The sequence below is a fragment of the Pseudomonas sp. SF2 genome (genome assembly GCF_036858055.1).
GTDB lineage: Bacteria > Pseudomonadota > Gammaproteobacteria > Pseudomonadales > Pseudomonadaceae > Aquipseudomonas.
The window spans coordinates 1-15,604 of the sequence record NZ_JAMBDI010000071.1 but is presented as its reverse complement, the minus strand read 5'-3'; the positions used below and the strand labels follow the sequence as shown (position 1 = coordinate 15,604).

The window sequence follows — 15,604 nt, the reverse complement described above, 5'->3', positions numbered from 1 at the left end:
AACAAATGGGGCGCACCTCACCCTTTGTGGGAGTGGCCTTGTGTCGCGACAGGAGGGCAAAGCCCTCCCCTGCGGTCTTCAGCCCTTCTTCACCCTGAACCACGCCGCATACAACGCCGGCAGGAACAGCAGGGTCAGCACCGTGGCCACGATCAAACCACCCATGATCGCCACCGCCATCGGCCCGTAGAACACGCTACGCGACAACGGAATCATCGCCAGCACCGCCGCCAGCGCGGTCAGCACGATCGGACGGAAGCGCCGCACCGTGGCTTCGATGATCGCCTGCCAGCGCTCCATCCCCGCCGCAATGTCCTGCTCGATCTGGTCCACCAGGATCACCGAGTTGCGCATGATCATCCCTGCCAGGGCAATGGTGCCGAGCATGGCAACAAAGCCGAACGGCTGGCGGAACACCAGCAGGAACAGGGTCACGCCAATCAACCCCAGCGGCGCGGTGAGGAACACCATCACCGTACGCGAGAAGCTGCGCAACTGGATCATCAGCAAGCTCAGCACCACCACCACGAACAGCGGCATGCCGGCATTCACCGACTTCTGCCCGCGCTGGGAATCCTCCACCGTGCCGCCCACTTCCAACAGGTAGCCATCCGGCAGCTTGGCGCGAATCTCCCGCAGGGTCGGCTCGATCTGTTTCACCAGCGTGGCCGGCTGCTCCTTGTCGTAGATATCGGCGCGCACGGTCACCGTCGGCAAGCGGTTGCGATGCCAGATAATACCTTCCTCGAAGCCATACTCCAGGGTCGCCACCTGCGACAGCGCCACGCTCTGGCCGTTGTCGGTCGGCAGTGCCAGGCTGCCGAGGTTACTCAGCTCGCTGCGTTCCTGCCGGGTGCCGCGCAGCAGGATCTCGATCAGTTCGTTGTCCTCACGGTACTGGCTGACCGTGGTGCCGGTCAGCGAGCTTTGCAGGAAGCTCGACAGGTGCGCGGTGCTCACGCCCAAGGCGCGGGCACGGTCCTGGTCGATCTCGAGGAACACCGCCTTGCTCGGCTCCTCCCAGTCCAGATGCACGTTCACCACATGCGGGTTCTGGCGCACCTTGTCGGCCACTTCGCGGGCCAGTGCACGGGCCTTCTCGATGTGCTCGCCAGTTACCCGGAACTGCACCGGGTAACCCACGGGTGGGCCGTTTTCCAGGCGGGTGACCCGCGCGCGCAGGTCGGGGAACTGCTGGTCCACGATACTGATCAGCCAGCTGCGCAGGCGCTCGCGGTCCTCCATCGACTTGGCCAGTACCACGAACTGGGCGAAGCTGGCCGCCGGCAGTTGCTGGTCCAGCGGCAGGTAGAAACGCGGCGAACCGGTGCCCACGTAGGCCACGTAGTTGTCGATGCCGTCCTGCTGCTTGAGCAGCGCCTCCAGTTGCTTGACCCGCTCGGCGGTGTTGGCCAGCGAGGCACCTTCGGCCAGCTTCAGGTCGACCATCAGCTCCGGGCGCCCGGAGGCCGGGAAAAACTGCTGGGGCACGAAACGGAACAGCAGGATACTGCCGACAAAGGCGGCAATGGTCAGCAGGATCACCGTCTTGCGCCGCCGCACGCACCACTCCACCACACGTCGCACACGCTGGTAGAAGGGTGTGGCGTAAGGGTCTGGCGCGTGGCCGTCCTTGCCATGGCGCGCGGCATGCAGCTTGGCCAGATCTGGCAGCAGGCGCTCGCCCAGGTAAGGCACGAATACCACGGCGGCCACCCAGGAGGTCAGCAAGGCGATGGTCACCACCTGGAAGATCGAACGGGTGTACTCGCCCGTACTGGAGGCTGCCGTGGCAATAGGCAGGAAGCCCGCCGCCGTGATCAGGGTGCCGGTGAGCATCGGGAAGGCGGTGCTGCTCCAGGCGTAGCTGGCCGCCTTGAGGCGGTCATAGCCCTGCTCCATCTTGATCGCCATCATCTCCACGGCAATGATCGCATCATCCACCAACAAGCCCAGGGCCAGCACCAGCGCGCCAAGGGAGATCTTGTGCAGGCCGATGCCGAAGTAGTGCATGGCGGCAAAGGTCATGGCCAGCACCAGCGGGATGGCCAGCGCCACCACCAGCCCCGTGCGCAGGCCCAGGGAGAAGAAGCTCACCAGCAGCACGATGACCAGCGCCTCGACCAGCACCTGGACGAACTCGCCCACGCCAGCCTTGACCGCCGCTGGCTGGTCCGAGACCTTGCGCAGCTCCATGCCCGCCGGCAGGCTGCGAGCCAGGCGCTCGAACTCGCTTTCCAGGGCCTTGCCCAGCACCAGGATGTCGCCGCCGTCCTTCATCGACACCGCCAGGCCAATGGCATCCTCGCCCATGAAGCGCATGCGCGGTGCGGGCGGGTCGTTGAAGCCGCGGTGCACCTCGGCCACATCGCCGATACGGAAGGTGCGGTCACCGACGCGAATGGGGAACTGGCGAATCTGCTCGACGCTGTCGAAGCGCCCGCTCACCCGCAACTGCAGGCGCTCGCTGGGCATTTCGAAGAAGCCGGCGGTGCTGACTGCATTCTGCTCCTGCAGGGCTTGCTGCACGGCCTCAAGCGGCACGCCGAGAGTGGCCAGCTTGAGGTTGGACAGCTCGATCCAGATTTTCTCGTCCTGCAGGCCGATCAGCTCGACCTTGCCCACGTCCTTGACCCGCTGCAGCTGGATCTGGATACGGTCGGCATAGTCCTTGAGCACCGCGTAGTCGAAGCCCTCACCGGTCAGCGCATAGATATTGCCGAAGGTGGTGCCGAACTCGTCATTGAAGAACGGGCCCTGGATTTCCGGCGGCAAGGTATGACGGATGTCGGCGACCTTCTTGCGGATCTGGTACCACAGCTCGGGGATGTCCTTGGAATGCAGCGAGTCGCGGGCCATGAAGGTGACCTGCGATTCGCCCGGTCGGGAGAACGAGACGATCCGCTCGTATTCGCCGGTTTCCATCAGCTTCTTCTCGATGCGCTCGGTAACCTGGCGCGAGACTTCCTCGGCAGTGGCACCCGGCCACAGGGTACGGATGACCATGGCCTTGAAGGTGAATGGTGGGTCCTCGCTCTGGCCAAGCTTGGTGTAGGACATGGCGCCAATGGCCGCCAGCAGGATCATCAGGAACAGGACGATCTGGCGGTTGCGCAGCGCCCAGGCAGAAAGGTTGAAACCCATCGGGACTTACTCCTTGGCCGTCAGGTTCACTACGCGGTTGGTGCGGTCCACGGGGCGTACCTCCTGGCCCTCGCGCAGTACATGGCCGCCAGCGGCGACCACCCAGTCGCCCGGGGCAAGGCCTTCGAGCACCGGTACGCTGTCGGCGCCATAGGCCCCCAGGCGTACCACTGCCCGCTCCAGACGGCTGTCCTTGTTGACCCGCCAGACGTAGGCCTGGCCGTTTTCCGCAGTGACTGCCGACAGGGGCACCGCCAGCGGGATCAGCCCTTCATGGGCGATGAACACCCGGGCGCTCTGGCCCAGCTCCGCCGGCGCGGCGGCCGAGGTAAAGGCGATACGCGCAGCGAAGGTGCGCGAACGCGGATCGGCGGCCGGTGACAGCTCGCGGATACGCCCCTGGAAGCGCTCTTGCGGGTGCGACCACAGCTCCACGCTCACCGGCTGGCCCACGGCGAAGCGGGCGAACTGCTGCTCCGGCAAACCGATGACCACTTCCCGCTCGCCATCGGCGGCCAGGGTGAACACGGTCTGCCCGGCTGCGACCACCTGGCCCACTTCGACCTGGCGCTTGGCGATCACCCCGGCCTGCGGTGCGCGCAGCACAGCGTATTCGGCCTGGTTGCCAGCCACGTCGAACTCGGCCTTGGCCTGTTTCAGCCGGGCCAGGCCGGCGCGGTAGAGGTTTTCGGCATTGTCGTACTGGGAATGGCTGACCATCTGCCGTTCCAGCAGCTTCTGGTAGCGATCGCGCTCGGCGCGCACCAGCGACAGGTTGGCCTCGGCGGCCGCCAGCTGGGCACGGTTGGCTTCCAGCTGCAGGCGCACGTCCTGCGGGTCCAGCTCGGCCAGCGGCTGGTCGGCCTTGACCCGCTGCCCTTCCTCGACCAGCCGCTTGCTGACCTTGCCGCCTATGCGGAAGGCCAGTTCCGGCTCGAAGCGCGCACGCACTTCGCCGGGGTAACTGTCGGCAGCGGCTTCAGCCGGCTGCGGCTGCACCACCAACGCCGGGCGCGGCGCAGCAGGTGGGGCGGCTTCCTGGCCGCACGCCGCCAGGAACAGCACGGCAGCAGCGGACAGAGCGATGGACAAGGCATGGCGCAACATGATGAATCCTTTCGCGGAGGGCGCATTGAATATTTATACTGGTAAGTATATTAAATCAGGCAATCGGTGCCGGAAAGGGGGCATGCCGGTTTTTGCAGGGCAGGGTTTGAGCCTTGCAGGTTCACCCGAATGGCGCCTGACCCGTTAAGATGGGCGATTCTTCAACCAGATGCAGACCACAATGTCCAACGACGCACCCATCGGCCCGGGCCGGCCCAAGGACCTGGCCAAACGAGAGGCGATTCTCGAAGCAGCCAAGGCCCTGTTCCTCAGTCTTGGCTACGCCAACACCAGCATGGATGCGGTCGCTGCGGCGGCAGGTGTTTCAAAGCTCACCGTCTACAGCCACTTCACCGACAAGCAGACACTGTTCGGCTCAGCGGTCATGGCAACCTGCCAGATCCAGTTGCCCGACCTGCTTTTCGAGTACCCCGATGGGGTGCCAGTGGAAGAGGTGCTGCTGACCATTGCCCGTGGCTTCCAGGCGCTGATCAGCAGCGATGAAGCGGTCAAGCTCAGCCGCCTGATCATGGCCCAGGGCAGCCTCGACCCGAGTTTTGGCGAGTACTTCTACGAAGCCGGGCCCAAGCGAGTGCTGGCGGGGATGGAAGCATTGCTGCGCGGGGCGCATGAGCGCGGGCTGCTGCGCATCGACAACCCGCTGCGTGCGGCGGAACACTTCTTCTGCCTGGTCAAGGGCGCACCGGATTACCGGTTGCTGCTGGGGTGCGCGGGGCCGCTGGAGGGGGATGAGGCCGAGGCGCATGTGCGCGAGGTGGTCGGGGTATTCATGCGGGCATTCCAGCCCTGATATCTGGATGCCTGTGCGGGCCTCTTCGCGGGTAAACCCGCTCCCACAGGCACTGCACGAGCCTCAAGACCACATCGCGAAGAGGCCCGCACAGGCATAGCCAAATCAGGCCTTCAGCGCCTTCTTCGGGTAAATGTCATACCGGCTCGACTTGCCCTCCAGGCTATGGCTCGGCTTCGGCCCGTCGATGATCGGGGCCTTGCGCGGCCGCTTCACCACCACTCGGTGGGTCGCCAGCGCCAGGGCAGCTTCGAGCAAGGCCGGGGCATCCAGGTCGTCGCCCACCAAAGGCCGGAACACACGCATTTCCTTCTTCACCAGCGCACTCTTGTCCCGATGCGGGAACATCGGATCGAGGTAGATCACCTGGGGTGCCTCGCCTTCCCAGGCTCGCATGCGCTCGATGGCGTTGCCGGTCAGCAGGCGCATGCGCCCCACGATCGGCCCCACCTCTTCATCCGCACGGGCCCGCGCCAGGCCATCCTCCAGCAGCGCGGCAATCAACGGCTGGCGCTCGATCAGGGTCATATGGCAGCCCAGGCTGGCCAGTACGAACGCATCCTTGCCCAGCCCGGCAGTGGCATCCAGCACCTGCGGCCGTACACCTTGGGAAATACCCACGGCCTTGGCGATCATCTGCCCGTTGCCACCGCCAAACTGGCGCCGGTGCGCGGCCTGGCCTTCGACGAAGTCCACCCGCACCGGCCCCGGGGCCTGCGGGCCCAACTGCTGGATCTGCAAGCCATCGACGCCCACCTGCACGGCAAACCCGGCGGCATCGTCCCGCAGCGGCAGCTCAAGACGCTCGGCCCACGCAGCGGCTTGCGCCTCGAATTCAGCCGACAGCGCCTCGACCCGGATACCTGTGCCCTGCTCTTCCATCATTCACACCTAGAAATTGAACCCAGCCCTTAATGTATCGGCCACCTCGGCCGATACAGGCAATATCCCGCTATTCTGCCAGAGCACAACGCGCGCGACTGCCATGTCAGATACTCTTCCCATCGGCTTGACCTACCTGTCGCCTGTCGGCAACTACAGTCAGCACAACACCCAGGCACTCGGGGGCGTCAGCCACCTGTGGCAGGATTTCTTTGCCCGGGCCATGGCCGAGCAGCAGGAAGAGCCCGCAGACAGCGTCAGCCAGTCGTTCGTGCAGTACGACGAGGCCAGCGGCGAGCCGATCGGCGGCGCCCGCGCGCTGGCCCTGATCGACGCCCAGCGCGCCTGCCCGGTACACGACACCGAGGTGGCACCGCCAGAGCCACTGTTCCTGCCCAAGGCAGAACTCGAAGCCAACCTGCTGCCGCCCGCTCCCGAGCCGTTCAGCGCAGTCGAGCTGATCGAGCAGCAGCGCCAGCTTGATATCAGCAACAGCTGGCTGCGCCCTGTGGTGATGAGCCAAGGTCACCCCATTGCCGAGCCCGGCCCCGGCCCTACCCCGCGCTCGCTGTTCCTGCCGATCGCCGAGTTCGAGACCAACCTGCTGGACCCGGCCCCCGAGCCGTTCGACGACGCCACCCTGGCCAAACAGCAGAACGACCTGGAGTTCGACATCCACTGGGCCCGCCCGGTGGTGCTGAACAACGTGCGCGCCCACGCCTGAGGTCAGCGGCGGAACAGCTCGTTGAGCTGGGCGAACGGTAGTGCCTGTTCGCCGTAGCCGAACGTGCCCTCATCACGAATTTCCAGCGCGGCCCGGTGGAAGGCCCCCAACGCGGCACGGGCCAGCGATGAGCCGACGCTGATACGGCGTACGCCCAGGTCCTGCAACTGGTTGACGCTCAGTGGCACGCCCGCCATGCCCATCAGCACATTCACCGGCCGTGGCGCGACGGCCTGCACTACCGCGCGGATTTCCTCGACAGTACGCAGCCCGGGAGCGTAGAGCACGTCGGCACCGGCCTCGGCATAGGCCTGCAAACGCAAGATCGTGTCGTCCAGATCCATGCGCCCGTGCAGCAGGTTTTCTGCCCGGGCGCACAGGGTGAACGGGAACGGCAGGCTGCGCGCCGCCTGCACGGCTGCGCGCACACGCTCTACTGCCAGCTCGAAGTCATGGATCGGTGCATCGCTGCGGCCACTGGCATCCTCGATAGAGCCACCCACCAAGCCGACTTCTGCTGCCCGCAGAATGGTCTGGGCGCAATCTTCGGGCTGGTCGCCAAAGCCGTTCTCCAGGTCAGCAGCCACCGGCAAGGGGGTGGCATCGACAATCTCACCGGCGTTGTCCAAGGTATCGTCCAGGCTCAAGGCCCCTTCGGCGTCCGGCCGCCCCAGGCTGAAAGCCAGGCCTGCACTGGTAGTGGCCAGCGCCTCGAAGCCCAGGCTGGCCAGTAGCTTGGCCGAACCGGCATCCCATGGGTTGGGGATGACGAAGGCGCTGTCGCGCTCGTGCAGGGCCTTGAAGGCCTCGGCTCGCAGGGTTTGCACATCCATGGTTCAACCTCCGGCAGTCAGGGAATGGTCAGAGTAGCCCTAGTTGTTCGACCTCGGGGGTGCGCGGCAATTCCGGCAGCGCGGCAAGGCCCGGCAGGCGCTGCATCAGGCGTTGGTGAAAGCGCTGGGCCAGCGCCGCGGCCAGGCGGTTGTCCGAGGTGTGCAGGAATATGTAGGGGCGGCGGCCTTCCTCGATCCAGGTGGCAACCTTGTCTACCCAGGGGGTAAGGAAGGCCTCGTTGGCCTCCAGCTGCGGATGGCCGATGAAGCGTACCTGCGGCTGCTGGCTGAAGGCTGCCGGGCGTGGCGGTACCTTGGGCTTCTTCGCCTGCGCATGCAGCACGGCGGGGTCACGAGAGGTGCAGCTGAACAAGGCGCGCGGGTCGAGGCAGATACGCTCCACACCGCGCTCATGCAGCAGGCGGTTGAGCAAGCGCTCTTCTTCACCCTTGGCGAAGAAGGCCTGGTTGCGCACCTCCACAGCCACCGGCACTCCGATCTCGTCAAGGAAGTGGCAAAGCTCGCCCAGCCGTGCGGGGCCGAACTGGGCCGACAACTGCAGCCAGTAAGGTGCTACACGCTGGCCCAGCGGGGCCATCAGGCGGGTGAAGTCAAAGGCCGGTTCGAGCTGATCGCGCAGGTCGCCTTCATGGCTGATGTCCCTGGGGAACTTGGCAGTGAAGCGGAAGTGTTCGGGCATGATCTGCGCCCAGCGCGCAATGGTGCCGGGTGCGGGACGGGCGTAGAAGGTGGTATTGCCCTCGACGGCGTTGAATACCTGGCTGTAGTAGCCAAGCATCTCACTGCTGTTGGCGTCGGCGGGATACAGGTAGTCGCGCCAGGCGTTTTCGCTCCAGGACGGGCAACCGAGAAAATAAGGCAGTGGCGATGAACTCATCCACTAAATGTACAGGTCGAGCCCCATTACTTCCATGTCCCAGTCGGTAAAACCGGCGGTGCTCAGGTAGCTGGCCAATGCGGTAGCTGTGCGACGGTCACGGGCGCGGGGGAAGATCATGTCCTGCTGGCGGGCTGGCAGGCCGCCACTGCGACGGCGGCCGGTGGCTTCCTGAGGGGCTGGTTCGGCCTGCTCGATCACCTCGGCATCTTCGATGGCCTCGTCACGCACCGCCGCCTTGCGCGGCGAGCGCTTGATCGGGTAGGACTGCGGTGAGAAACCGTCGATACGCATGGCATGAGCACTCAGGACCGATGATGGCAATTTAGCAGCATCAGGGTTCCATCGCTAATGCTCGAGTGATAACTGGACCACAGATCACGCAAAAGGTTTTAGTGTCATCGGTGATAACCGATAAACAACACTCAACGCTTCTTGGGTGTCGCTACATTATCGCGCAGGTAGACCGGTTGCGCCTGCTCGGCAACGATCGCCTCGCCACGTGCCCAGGCAAACCTGGCCAGGCTGAGGATGTCCAGGGCATTGGGCAAGGCGCTGGCATTGCTGGCCGCCACCTGCACCGCCAGGCGCTCGGCATAGCCCCAACCGGTACCCGCACCGAACCACTCGCCACTGCTGCCCGCCGGCAGCGCCACCTGCTCGGGCGGCAGCACCGCCTCTTGGCCGACCAGGCGCATTTCGCCTTCGGCGGCCTGGTAGCAGCCCCAATACACTTCATCCATGCGCGCATCAATAGCGGCCGCCACCTGCTGCACGCCGTGCTCGCGCAGGGCGCCCTGGGCCAGTGCGGCCAGGTTGGACACCGGCAACACCGGGCGCTCCAGGGCAAAGGCCAGGCCCTGGACCACGCCGATAGCAATGCGCACGCCAGTGAACGCGCCCGGGCCACGGCCAAAGGCGATGGCATCCAGCGCGTTCAGCGCTACGCCGGAGTCGGCCAGCAACTGCTTGATCATCGGCAGCAGCTTCTGGGCATGCATGCGCGGGATCACCTCGTAATGGCTGGTTACCTTGCCGTCATGCAGCAGTGCGACGGAACAGGCTTCGGTAGCGGTATCCAGGGCCAGCAGGGTGGTCATCGAACGGGTATCCAGGTGCGAATGAAAAAGAGCGGCAGTATAGAACAGCGGCGGCGTTGTGTCCCCAAGGGGCAGCTGTACGGCCATCAGGCGCTACATGATGAACTGGCGCGGTCTCTGTGGGAGCGGGCGCGCCNNCAGCCGGTGCCAGCCACCGCGTTGAATTCTTCGCGGGCACGCCCGCTCCCACAGAGGCCGCATCAGGGCCGCAATGCCGAGTCCCACAAACGACAACGGCCCGCAAGCGGGCCGTTGTCGAGGTGCGTCAGGCGCTGGATCAGCTCAGGGCTGCCAGGACCTTGGCGGTGATGGCTTCGACCGAACCGACGCCTTCGATGTGGCTGTACTTCGGCTTGCCGGCATTGGCGGCCGACAGCTTCTGGTAGAAGTCCACCAGCGGCTTGGTCTGGCTGTGGTAGACCGACAGGCGATGGCGAACGGTTTCTTCCTTGTCGTCATCGCGCTGGATCAGGTCTTCACCCGTCTCGTCGTCCTTGCCTTCCACTTTCGGCGGGTTGTACTGAATGTGGTAGGTGCGGCCCGAGGCCAGGTGCACGCGGCGACCCGCCATGCGCCCGACGATTTCCTCGTCGTCCACGGCAATTTCGACCACGGCGTCGATGTCGACACCGGCAGCGACCATGGCTTCGGCTTGCGGGATGGTGCGTGGGAAGCCGTCGAACAGGCAGCCCTTGGCGCAATCAGGCTGGGCGATGCGCTCCTTGACCAGGCTGATGATCAACTCGTCGGAGACCAGCTGGCCGGCATCCATGACTTTCTTCAGTTCCAGGCCCAGCGGGGTGCCGGCCTTGACGGCGGCACGCAGCATGTCACCGGTGGAAATCTGGGGGATACCGAACTTTTCGGTGATGAACTTTGCCTGAGTACCTTTACCGGCCCCGGGAGCTCCCAGCAGAATTACGCGCATCTTGTGCTCCTCAAATTTTTTTATGAAATTCAATGGATTCGGCGACCAGGGCCAAGTCCGGAAAATCGGGTATGACCACAAATCGGTCAGAAGGCTGCTCAAGATACACAGCGCCCGGCAGCCAGACAAGCGTCCCAAAGTTGCAGGAATGCGCCACCTGCGGCCGACCTGGCAGGTGGTTGCGCCCGGCGCAACCACCCTCATCGTTCACTTGCATGCCCAGCACAGCACCCGCCCGGGACGCCTCGGGCCTACCCTCAGCCGGTGTTGCGCAGGCCGGCTGCAATACCCGCTACAGTGACCAGCAAGGCCTGCTCCAACGGGCTGTCCAGAGCGGCTTCGCGGCTGCGCGAGCGGGCCAGCAGCTCGGCCTGCAGACGGTGCAACGGGTCCAGGTAGGTGTTGCGCAGGCTGATGAATTCCAGTGTCTCGGGGCTGTGCGCCAGTAGCACCGGCTGCCCGGTAAGGCCCAGTACCACCTGGCACGACTGCGACAATAGGTCGCGCAGGTGCGCCCCCAAAGGCAACAAGTGCGGTTGCACTAGACGTTCGTCGTAGGCCTCGGCGATCTGCGCATCGGCCTTGGCCAGCACCATCTCCAGCATGTCGATGCGGGTGCGGAAGAACGGCCATTGCTCGCGCATCTGCGCCAGCAGTTCACCCTGGCCACGGGCCAGGGCATTGTTCAATGCCGTTTCCCAGCCAAGCCAGGCTGGCAGCATCAGCCGGGTCTGGGTCCAGCCGAAGATCCACGGAATGGCCCGCAGGCTTTCGATGCCACCGGCGCGGCGCTTGGCCGGGCGGCTGCCCAGCGGCAGGCGCCCCAGTTCCTGCTCCGGGGTCGACTGGCGGAAGTACTCGACAAAATCGGGGTTCTCCCGCACCACACCGCGATAGGCCTTGACGCCATCGGCGGCCAGTTGGTCCATCAACTCGCGCCAGGCCGGCTGCGGTGGTGGCGGTGGCAACAAGGTGGCTTCGAGCACGGCGGCCAGGTACAGGTTGAGGTTCTGCTCGGCGATGCCCGGCAAGCCGAACTTGAAGCGGATCATTTCGCCCTGCTCGGTGGTACGGAATCGCCCTGCCACCGAACCTGGTGGCTGCGACAGGATCGCGGCATGGGCCGGGCCTCCACCGCGGCCTACCGTGCCGCCACGGCCGTGGAACAGCAACAGCTCGACCTGGTGCTCGGCGCAGATGCGCACCAGGTTTTCCTGGGCCCGGTACTGCGCCCAGGCCGCTGCCGTGGTACCGGCATCCTTGGCCGAGTCGGAGTAGCCGATCATCACTTCCTGCGGGCCACGCAGGTTGGCGCGGTAGCCTGGCAGGCCGAGCAGGCGCTGCATCACCGGGCCGGCGTTGTCGAGGTCGGCCAGGGTCTCGAATAGTGGCACCACGCGCATGGGCCGCGTCAGGCCAGCCTCCTTGAGCAGCAACTGCACCGCCAGCACATCCGAGGCAGCACCGGCCATGGAGATGACGTAAGAGCCCAGCGAGGCAGCCGGCGCGGCGGCAATTTCCCGGCAGGTGGCCAGCACCTCGGCGGTATCGGCCTGCGGCCTGAAGTGCGCGGGCAGCAGTGGCCGGCGGTTTTTCAGCTCGGCCTGGAGGAACTCGATGCGCTGCTCTTCATCCCAGTCGGCATAGCGCCCCAGGCCCAGGTAGTCGGTAATCTCGCTCAGCGCATCACGGTGGCGGGCGGCGTCCTGGCGCACGTCCAGGCGCCCCAGGAACAGGCCGAAGGTCACCGCGCGGCGCAGGCAGTCCAGCAACGGGCCTTCGGCGATCACACCCATGCCGCAGGCGTGCAGGGACTGGTAGCACAGCTCCAGCGGCGCGATCAGGTCACGGTTGTCCACCAGCACCTCGGCGCTGGCCGGCTGGTTGCTGGTCAACGCCGAATGCGCCCAGGCGCGCGTCGCCCGCAGGCGGTCACGCAGTTGCTTGAGCACGGCGCGGTAGGGTTCGGCGCTGTCGCCGACACGCTCGCGCAGGGCGTCGTTGGCCTGCTGCATGGACAACTCGGAAGCCAGTGCATCGATGTCGCGCAGGAACAGGTCGGCGGCCATCCAGCGCGCCAGCAGCAGGACTTCGCGGGTGACCGCAGCGGTCACGTTGGGGTTGCCATCACGGTCACCGCCCATCCACGAGGCGAAGCGGATCGGCGCCGCTTCCAGCGGCAGGCGCAGGCCGGTAGCCTCCAGCAGGGCCTTGTCGACCTTGCGCAAGTGGCTGGGAATGGCATGCCACAGCGAATGCTCGATCACCGCGAAGCCCCACTTGGCTTCATCCACCGGCGTAGGCCGGGTGCGGCGGATTTCCTCGGTGTGCCAGGCCTCGGCGATCAGCCGGCGCAGGCGCTCGCGCACCTGCTGGCGTTCGCCCGGGGTCAGGTCGCGGTGGTCCTGGGCAGCCAGCTGGCCGGCGATGGCGTCGTACTTCTGGATCAGGGTACGGCGGGCCACCTCGGTGGGGTGCGCGGTGAGCACCAGCTGGATGTCGAGCTTGGCCAGCTGCCGGGCCAGGGCATCATTGCCGTGCCCGGCCTGCTTCAGGCGCGCCAGCAGTTCGGGCAACACCCGGGCCTCGAACGGCTCGGGCTGGTCGGCGTCGCGGCGGCGGATCAACTGGTACTGCTCGGCCATGTTGGCCAGGTTGAGGAACTGGTTGAAGGCCCTGGCCACAGGTAGCAAGTCTTCTTCGGCCAGGTCCGCCAGGGTCGAGCTCAGTTGCTCGCCGGCGCCGCGACGGTCAGCCTTGGCACTGTGGCGGATGTCTTCGATCTTCTGCAGGAACGCCTCGCCATGCTGCTGGCGAATGGTTTCGCCGAGCAACTCACCCAACACATGGACATCTTCACGCAAACGCACATCGATATCGGTCATTGGCCCTCTCTCCGGCGCGGCTCTGGCGCATTGCATTCCTTTAAGCCTTTACGCGATCCCCTGTGGGAGCGGGTTAACCCGCGAAGAATCCAGCGCGGTGCCTGGCACCGGCTGCGCCGGTGTTCGCGGGTGAACCCGCTCCCACAGGGGTGCGCGGTATTCGCCCCAAGAGTGCCCACAGCCGGGCGGCGATGGCAAGCCGTGATCGGCCAAAGCAAACTAAAGTGAAAGCACGAGACTCCCATGCAATGCAGCCTTTTCAGGCGTCAACAGAGGTCATCATGAAAATTCGTGAACTCGCCCGGCATTGGGAACAGAATGCCGCCGGTACCCTTAGCCCCACGGGCCATGTCCTGCACCTGGACCTGGAGTCAGAGGCGCGCCTGGCCGCGCTGATCGACATGTACCCCAAGCGCACCGCCGAAGAACTGCTCGGTGAACTGGTCGCAGCCGCTCTTGAGGAACTGGAAGCCAGCTTCCCCTATGTGCAGGGCCGCCAGGTCATCGCCACCGACGAAGAAGGCGACCCGCTGTACGAGGACATCGGCCCTACTCCGCGCTTTCTTTCACTGTCGCGGCAGCATCTGCACGCCCTGAGCAACCCCGCAGCCGACAGCGAGAAGTAACCCGCCGCCCCATTCTTCCGGGCCTGGTAGGGGCCCGGAATACCGCTATACACCGCAAAAGTTCCGGACGAATCACACTGACCGATTAGTCAGAAATAGTTGTCCGTTAAGGGTGATTTTTTCTGAACTATCCGGAAAAAGCCTCAGTCACAGCCAATAGCCATCACGCTAAAACCCTGCACACCTGCCGTTGTGCACCGTTGAGCTGAAGCGCGCGGACGTGTCAGGGAATGAGCGATGGACTGCTACGGACATCGTCGTGAACAGGAGTGATCCAATGGAACTGACCACCAAGAAGACCCTCACTTGCAAACCCTCATCCACTCATGTGCGCGGGTTCAAGCTGGCAGCACTGGCCTTGGGCAGTAGCCTGGCCCTGGCCGGCTGTGCGGGCAACCCGCCCACCGAGCAATATGCCGTCACCCAGTCCGCCGTGAACTCCGCCGTCAGCGCTGGCGGCACCGAGTTCGCCGCCGTGGAAATGAAAGCGGCCCAGGACAAGTTCAAGCAGGCCGAGATCGCCATGCATGACAAGAAATACGACGACGCCAGGCGCCTGGCCGAACAGGCCGAATGGGACGCCCGCCTCGCCGAACGCAAGGCCCAGGCGGCCAAGGCCCAGAAGGCCGTGCAGGATGCCCGCGAGGGCGTTCAGGACGTACGTGAGGAAGGCCTGCGCAGCGCTCAATGAGCCCTGCCCTGCCAACCTCGGCCTTCGCAAACGATCAAAGGATGAACACTATGCGCAACTACGTCATGATTCCCGCCCTGCTGGCCCTGAGTGTCGGCCTTGCCGCCTGCTCGCACGACCCAAACGCCAACCTCGAATCGGCCCGCACCAACTTCTCCTCGCTGCAGAGTGACCCGCAATCGAGCAAGGTTGCGGCGCTGGAGACCAAGGATGCCCAGGACTGGCTGAACAAAGCCGACAAGGCCTACATGGACGGCGAAGACGAGAAGAAGGTCGACCAGTTGGCCTACCTGACCAACCAGCGTGTCGAGGTGGCCAAGCAGACCATCGCCCTGCGCACCGCCGAAGGCGAACTGAAGAACGCCTCTGCCCAGCGTGCCCAGGCCAAGCTGGACGCCCGCGACGCGCAGATCGCCAAGCTGCAGGACAGCCTCAACGCCAAGCAGACCGACCGCGGCACGCTGGTCACCTTCGGTGACGTGCTGTTCGACTTCAACAAGGCCGAACTCAAGAGCAACGCCTACCCGAACATCACCAAGCTGGCGCAGTTCCTCCAGGAAAACCCGGAACGCAAGGTGATTGTCGAGGGTTACACCGACAGCGTCGGCTCGGCCAACTATAACCAGGGCCTGTCAGAGCGCCGCGCCAACAGTGTGCGCATGGCACTGGTACGTGCCGGCGTCGACCCGGCGCGCATCGTCGCCCAGGGCTATGGCAAGGAGTACCCGGTAGCGGACAACTCGAGCAATTCGGGGCGGGCGCAGAACCGTCGGGTGGAGGTGACCATCTCCAACGACAACCAGCCGGTGGCGCCGCGCTCGGTGAGCCAGGTGCAGCAGTAAGGTTGGTTAGCTGAACTGACAAGCCCCGCGATCGAAGCGGGGCTTTCTTTTGCCTGTTCCGGCCCTTTCGCGGCTAAAGCCGCTCCCACAGGGATCGCGTACAACCCGATCCTGTGGGAGCAACTGTCTTGCT

15 protein-coding genes are annotated in these 15,604 nt (G+C 65.1%); 5 read left to right on the top strand and 10 right to left on the bottom strand.

Annotated elements, in window-relative coordinates; all coding sequences use genetic code 11:
- Positions 1-78 precede the first annotated feature (78 nt).
- Positions 79-3,144 carry an efflux RND transporter permease subunit gene (locus M2S36_RS24560; RefSeq protein WP_333958004.1) on the bottom strand — a complete coding sequence of 1,022 codons (3,066 nt, stop codon included), beginning with the start codon at positions 3,142-3,144 and terminating at the stop codon, positions 79-81.
- 6 nt (positions 3,145-3,150) lie between these two features.
- Positions 3,151-4,251, bottom strand: a complete 1,101-nt coding sequence (locus tag M2S36_RS24555; RefSeq protein WP_207829476.1) for an efflux RND transporter periplasmic adaptor subunit — start codon at positions 4,249-4,251, stop codon at positions 3,151-3,153.
- Positions 4,252-4,420: 169 nt separating this feature from the next.
- Between M2S36_RS24555 and M2S36_RS24550 the strand changes: the two genes are divergently transcribed.
- Positions 4,421-5,062 (top strand): TetR/AcrR family transcriptional regulator, encoded by a 642-nt coding sequence (locus M2S36_RS24550; protein ID WP_207829477.1) that lies wholly within the window; start codon positions 4,421-4,423, stop codon positions 5,060-5,062.
- 105 nt (positions 5,063-5,167) lie between these two features.
- On the opposite strand, the gene M2S36_RS24545 is transcribed toward M2S36_RS24550, so the two are convergent.
- A complete protein-coding gene (locus tag M2S36_RS24545; protein ID WP_233693932.1) occupies positions 5,168-5,944 on the bottom strand; it encodes a class I SAM-dependent methyltransferase in 777 nt (258 codons plus the stop codon).
- Between the two features lie 103 nt (positions 5,945-6,047).
- Here M2S36_RS24545 and M2S36_RS24540 point away from each other — a divergent pair, with 103 nt between their 5' ends.
- Positions 6,048-6,668 (top strand): hypothetical protein, encoded by a 621-nt coding sequence (locus tag M2S36_RS24540; RefSeq protein WP_063911489.1) that lies wholly within the window; start codon positions 6,048-6,050, stop codon positions 6,666-6,668.
- A gap of 2 nt (positions 6,669-6,670) precedes the next feature.
- Here the strand turns inward: M2S36_RS24540 and M2S36_RS24535 are convergent, their stop codons facing one another.
- The 7 genes from M2S36_RS24535 to ppc form a co-directional block, all read right to left on the bottom strand.
- Entirely contained in the window at positions 6,671-7,501 is an 831-nt protein-coding gene (locus tag M2S36_RS24535; RefSeq protein WP_233687216.1) for an isocitrate lyase/PEP mutase family protein, read from the bottom strand.
- Positions 7,502-7,529: 28 nt separating this feature from the next.
- Positions 7,530-8,399, bottom strand: coding sequence for a DUF72 domain-containing protein (locus tag M2S36_RS24530; RefSeq protein ID WP_241106328.1), 870 nt, complete (start codon positions 8,397-8,399; stop codon positions 7,530-7,532).
- A gap of 3 nt (positions 8,400-8,402) precedes the next feature.
- Complete coding sequence (locus tag M2S36_RS24525; protein ID WP_207829480.1) at positions 8,403-8,693, bottom strand: hypothetical protein; 291 nt, start codon at positions 8,691-8,693, stop codon at positions 8,403-8,405.
- 131 nt (positions 8,694-8,824) lie between these two features.
- Positions 8,825-9,499, bottom strand: coding sequence for a tRNA (adenosine(37)-N6)-threonylcarbamoyltransferase complex dimerization subunit type 1 TsaB (gene tsaB, locus M2S36_RS24520; protein WP_207829484.1), 675 nt, complete (start codon positions 9,497-9,499; stop codon positions 8,825-8,827).
- A gap of 277 nt (positions 9,500-9,776) precedes the next feature.
- Positions 9,777-10,427, bottom strand: coding sequence for an adenylate kinase (gene adk, locus M2S36_RS24515; protein ID WP_003259830.1), 651 nt, complete (start codon positions 10,425-10,427; stop codon positions 9,777-9,779).
- A 10-nt stretch (positions 10,428-10,437) separates the two neighbouring features.
- Positions 10,438-10,644, bottom strand: a complete 207-nt coding sequence (locus tag M2S36_RS24510; RefSeq protein WP_207829487.1) for a hypothetical protein — start codon at positions 10,642-10,644, stop codon at positions 10,438-10,440.
- 40 nt (positions 10,645-10,684) lie between these two features.
- Entirely contained in the window at positions 10,685-13,312 is a 2,628-nt protein-coding gene (gene ppc / locus M2S36_RS24505) for a phosphoenolpyruvate carboxylase (RefSeq protein ID WP_207829490.1), read from the bottom strand.
- A gap of 281 nt (positions 13,313-13,593) precedes the next feature.
- On the opposite strand from ppc, the gene M2S36_RS24500 reads away from it, so the two are divergent.
- The 3 genes from M2S36_RS24500 to M2S36_RS24490 all read left to right on the top strand — a co-directional run bounded on the left by M2S36_RS24500 (position 13,594) and on the right by M2S36_RS24490 (position 15,471).
- Complete coding sequence (locus tag M2S36_RS24500) at positions 13,594-13,938, top strand: hypothetical protein (protein ID WP_063911483.1); 345 nt, start codon at positions 13,594-13,596, stop codon at positions 13,936-13,938.
- Between the two features lie 277 nt (positions 13,939-14,215).
- Entirely contained in the window at positions 14,216-14,629 is a 414-nt protein-coding gene (locus tag M2S36_RS24495; protein WP_207829491.1) for a DUF4398 domain-containing protein, read from the top strand.
- Positions 14,630-14,679: 50 nt separating this feature from the next.
- A complete protein-coding gene (locus tag M2S36_RS24490; protein ID WP_207829492.1) occupies positions 14,680-15,471 on the top strand; it encodes an OmpA family protein in 792 nt (263 codons plus the stop codon).
- Positions 15,472-15,604 lie beyond the last annotated feature (133 nt).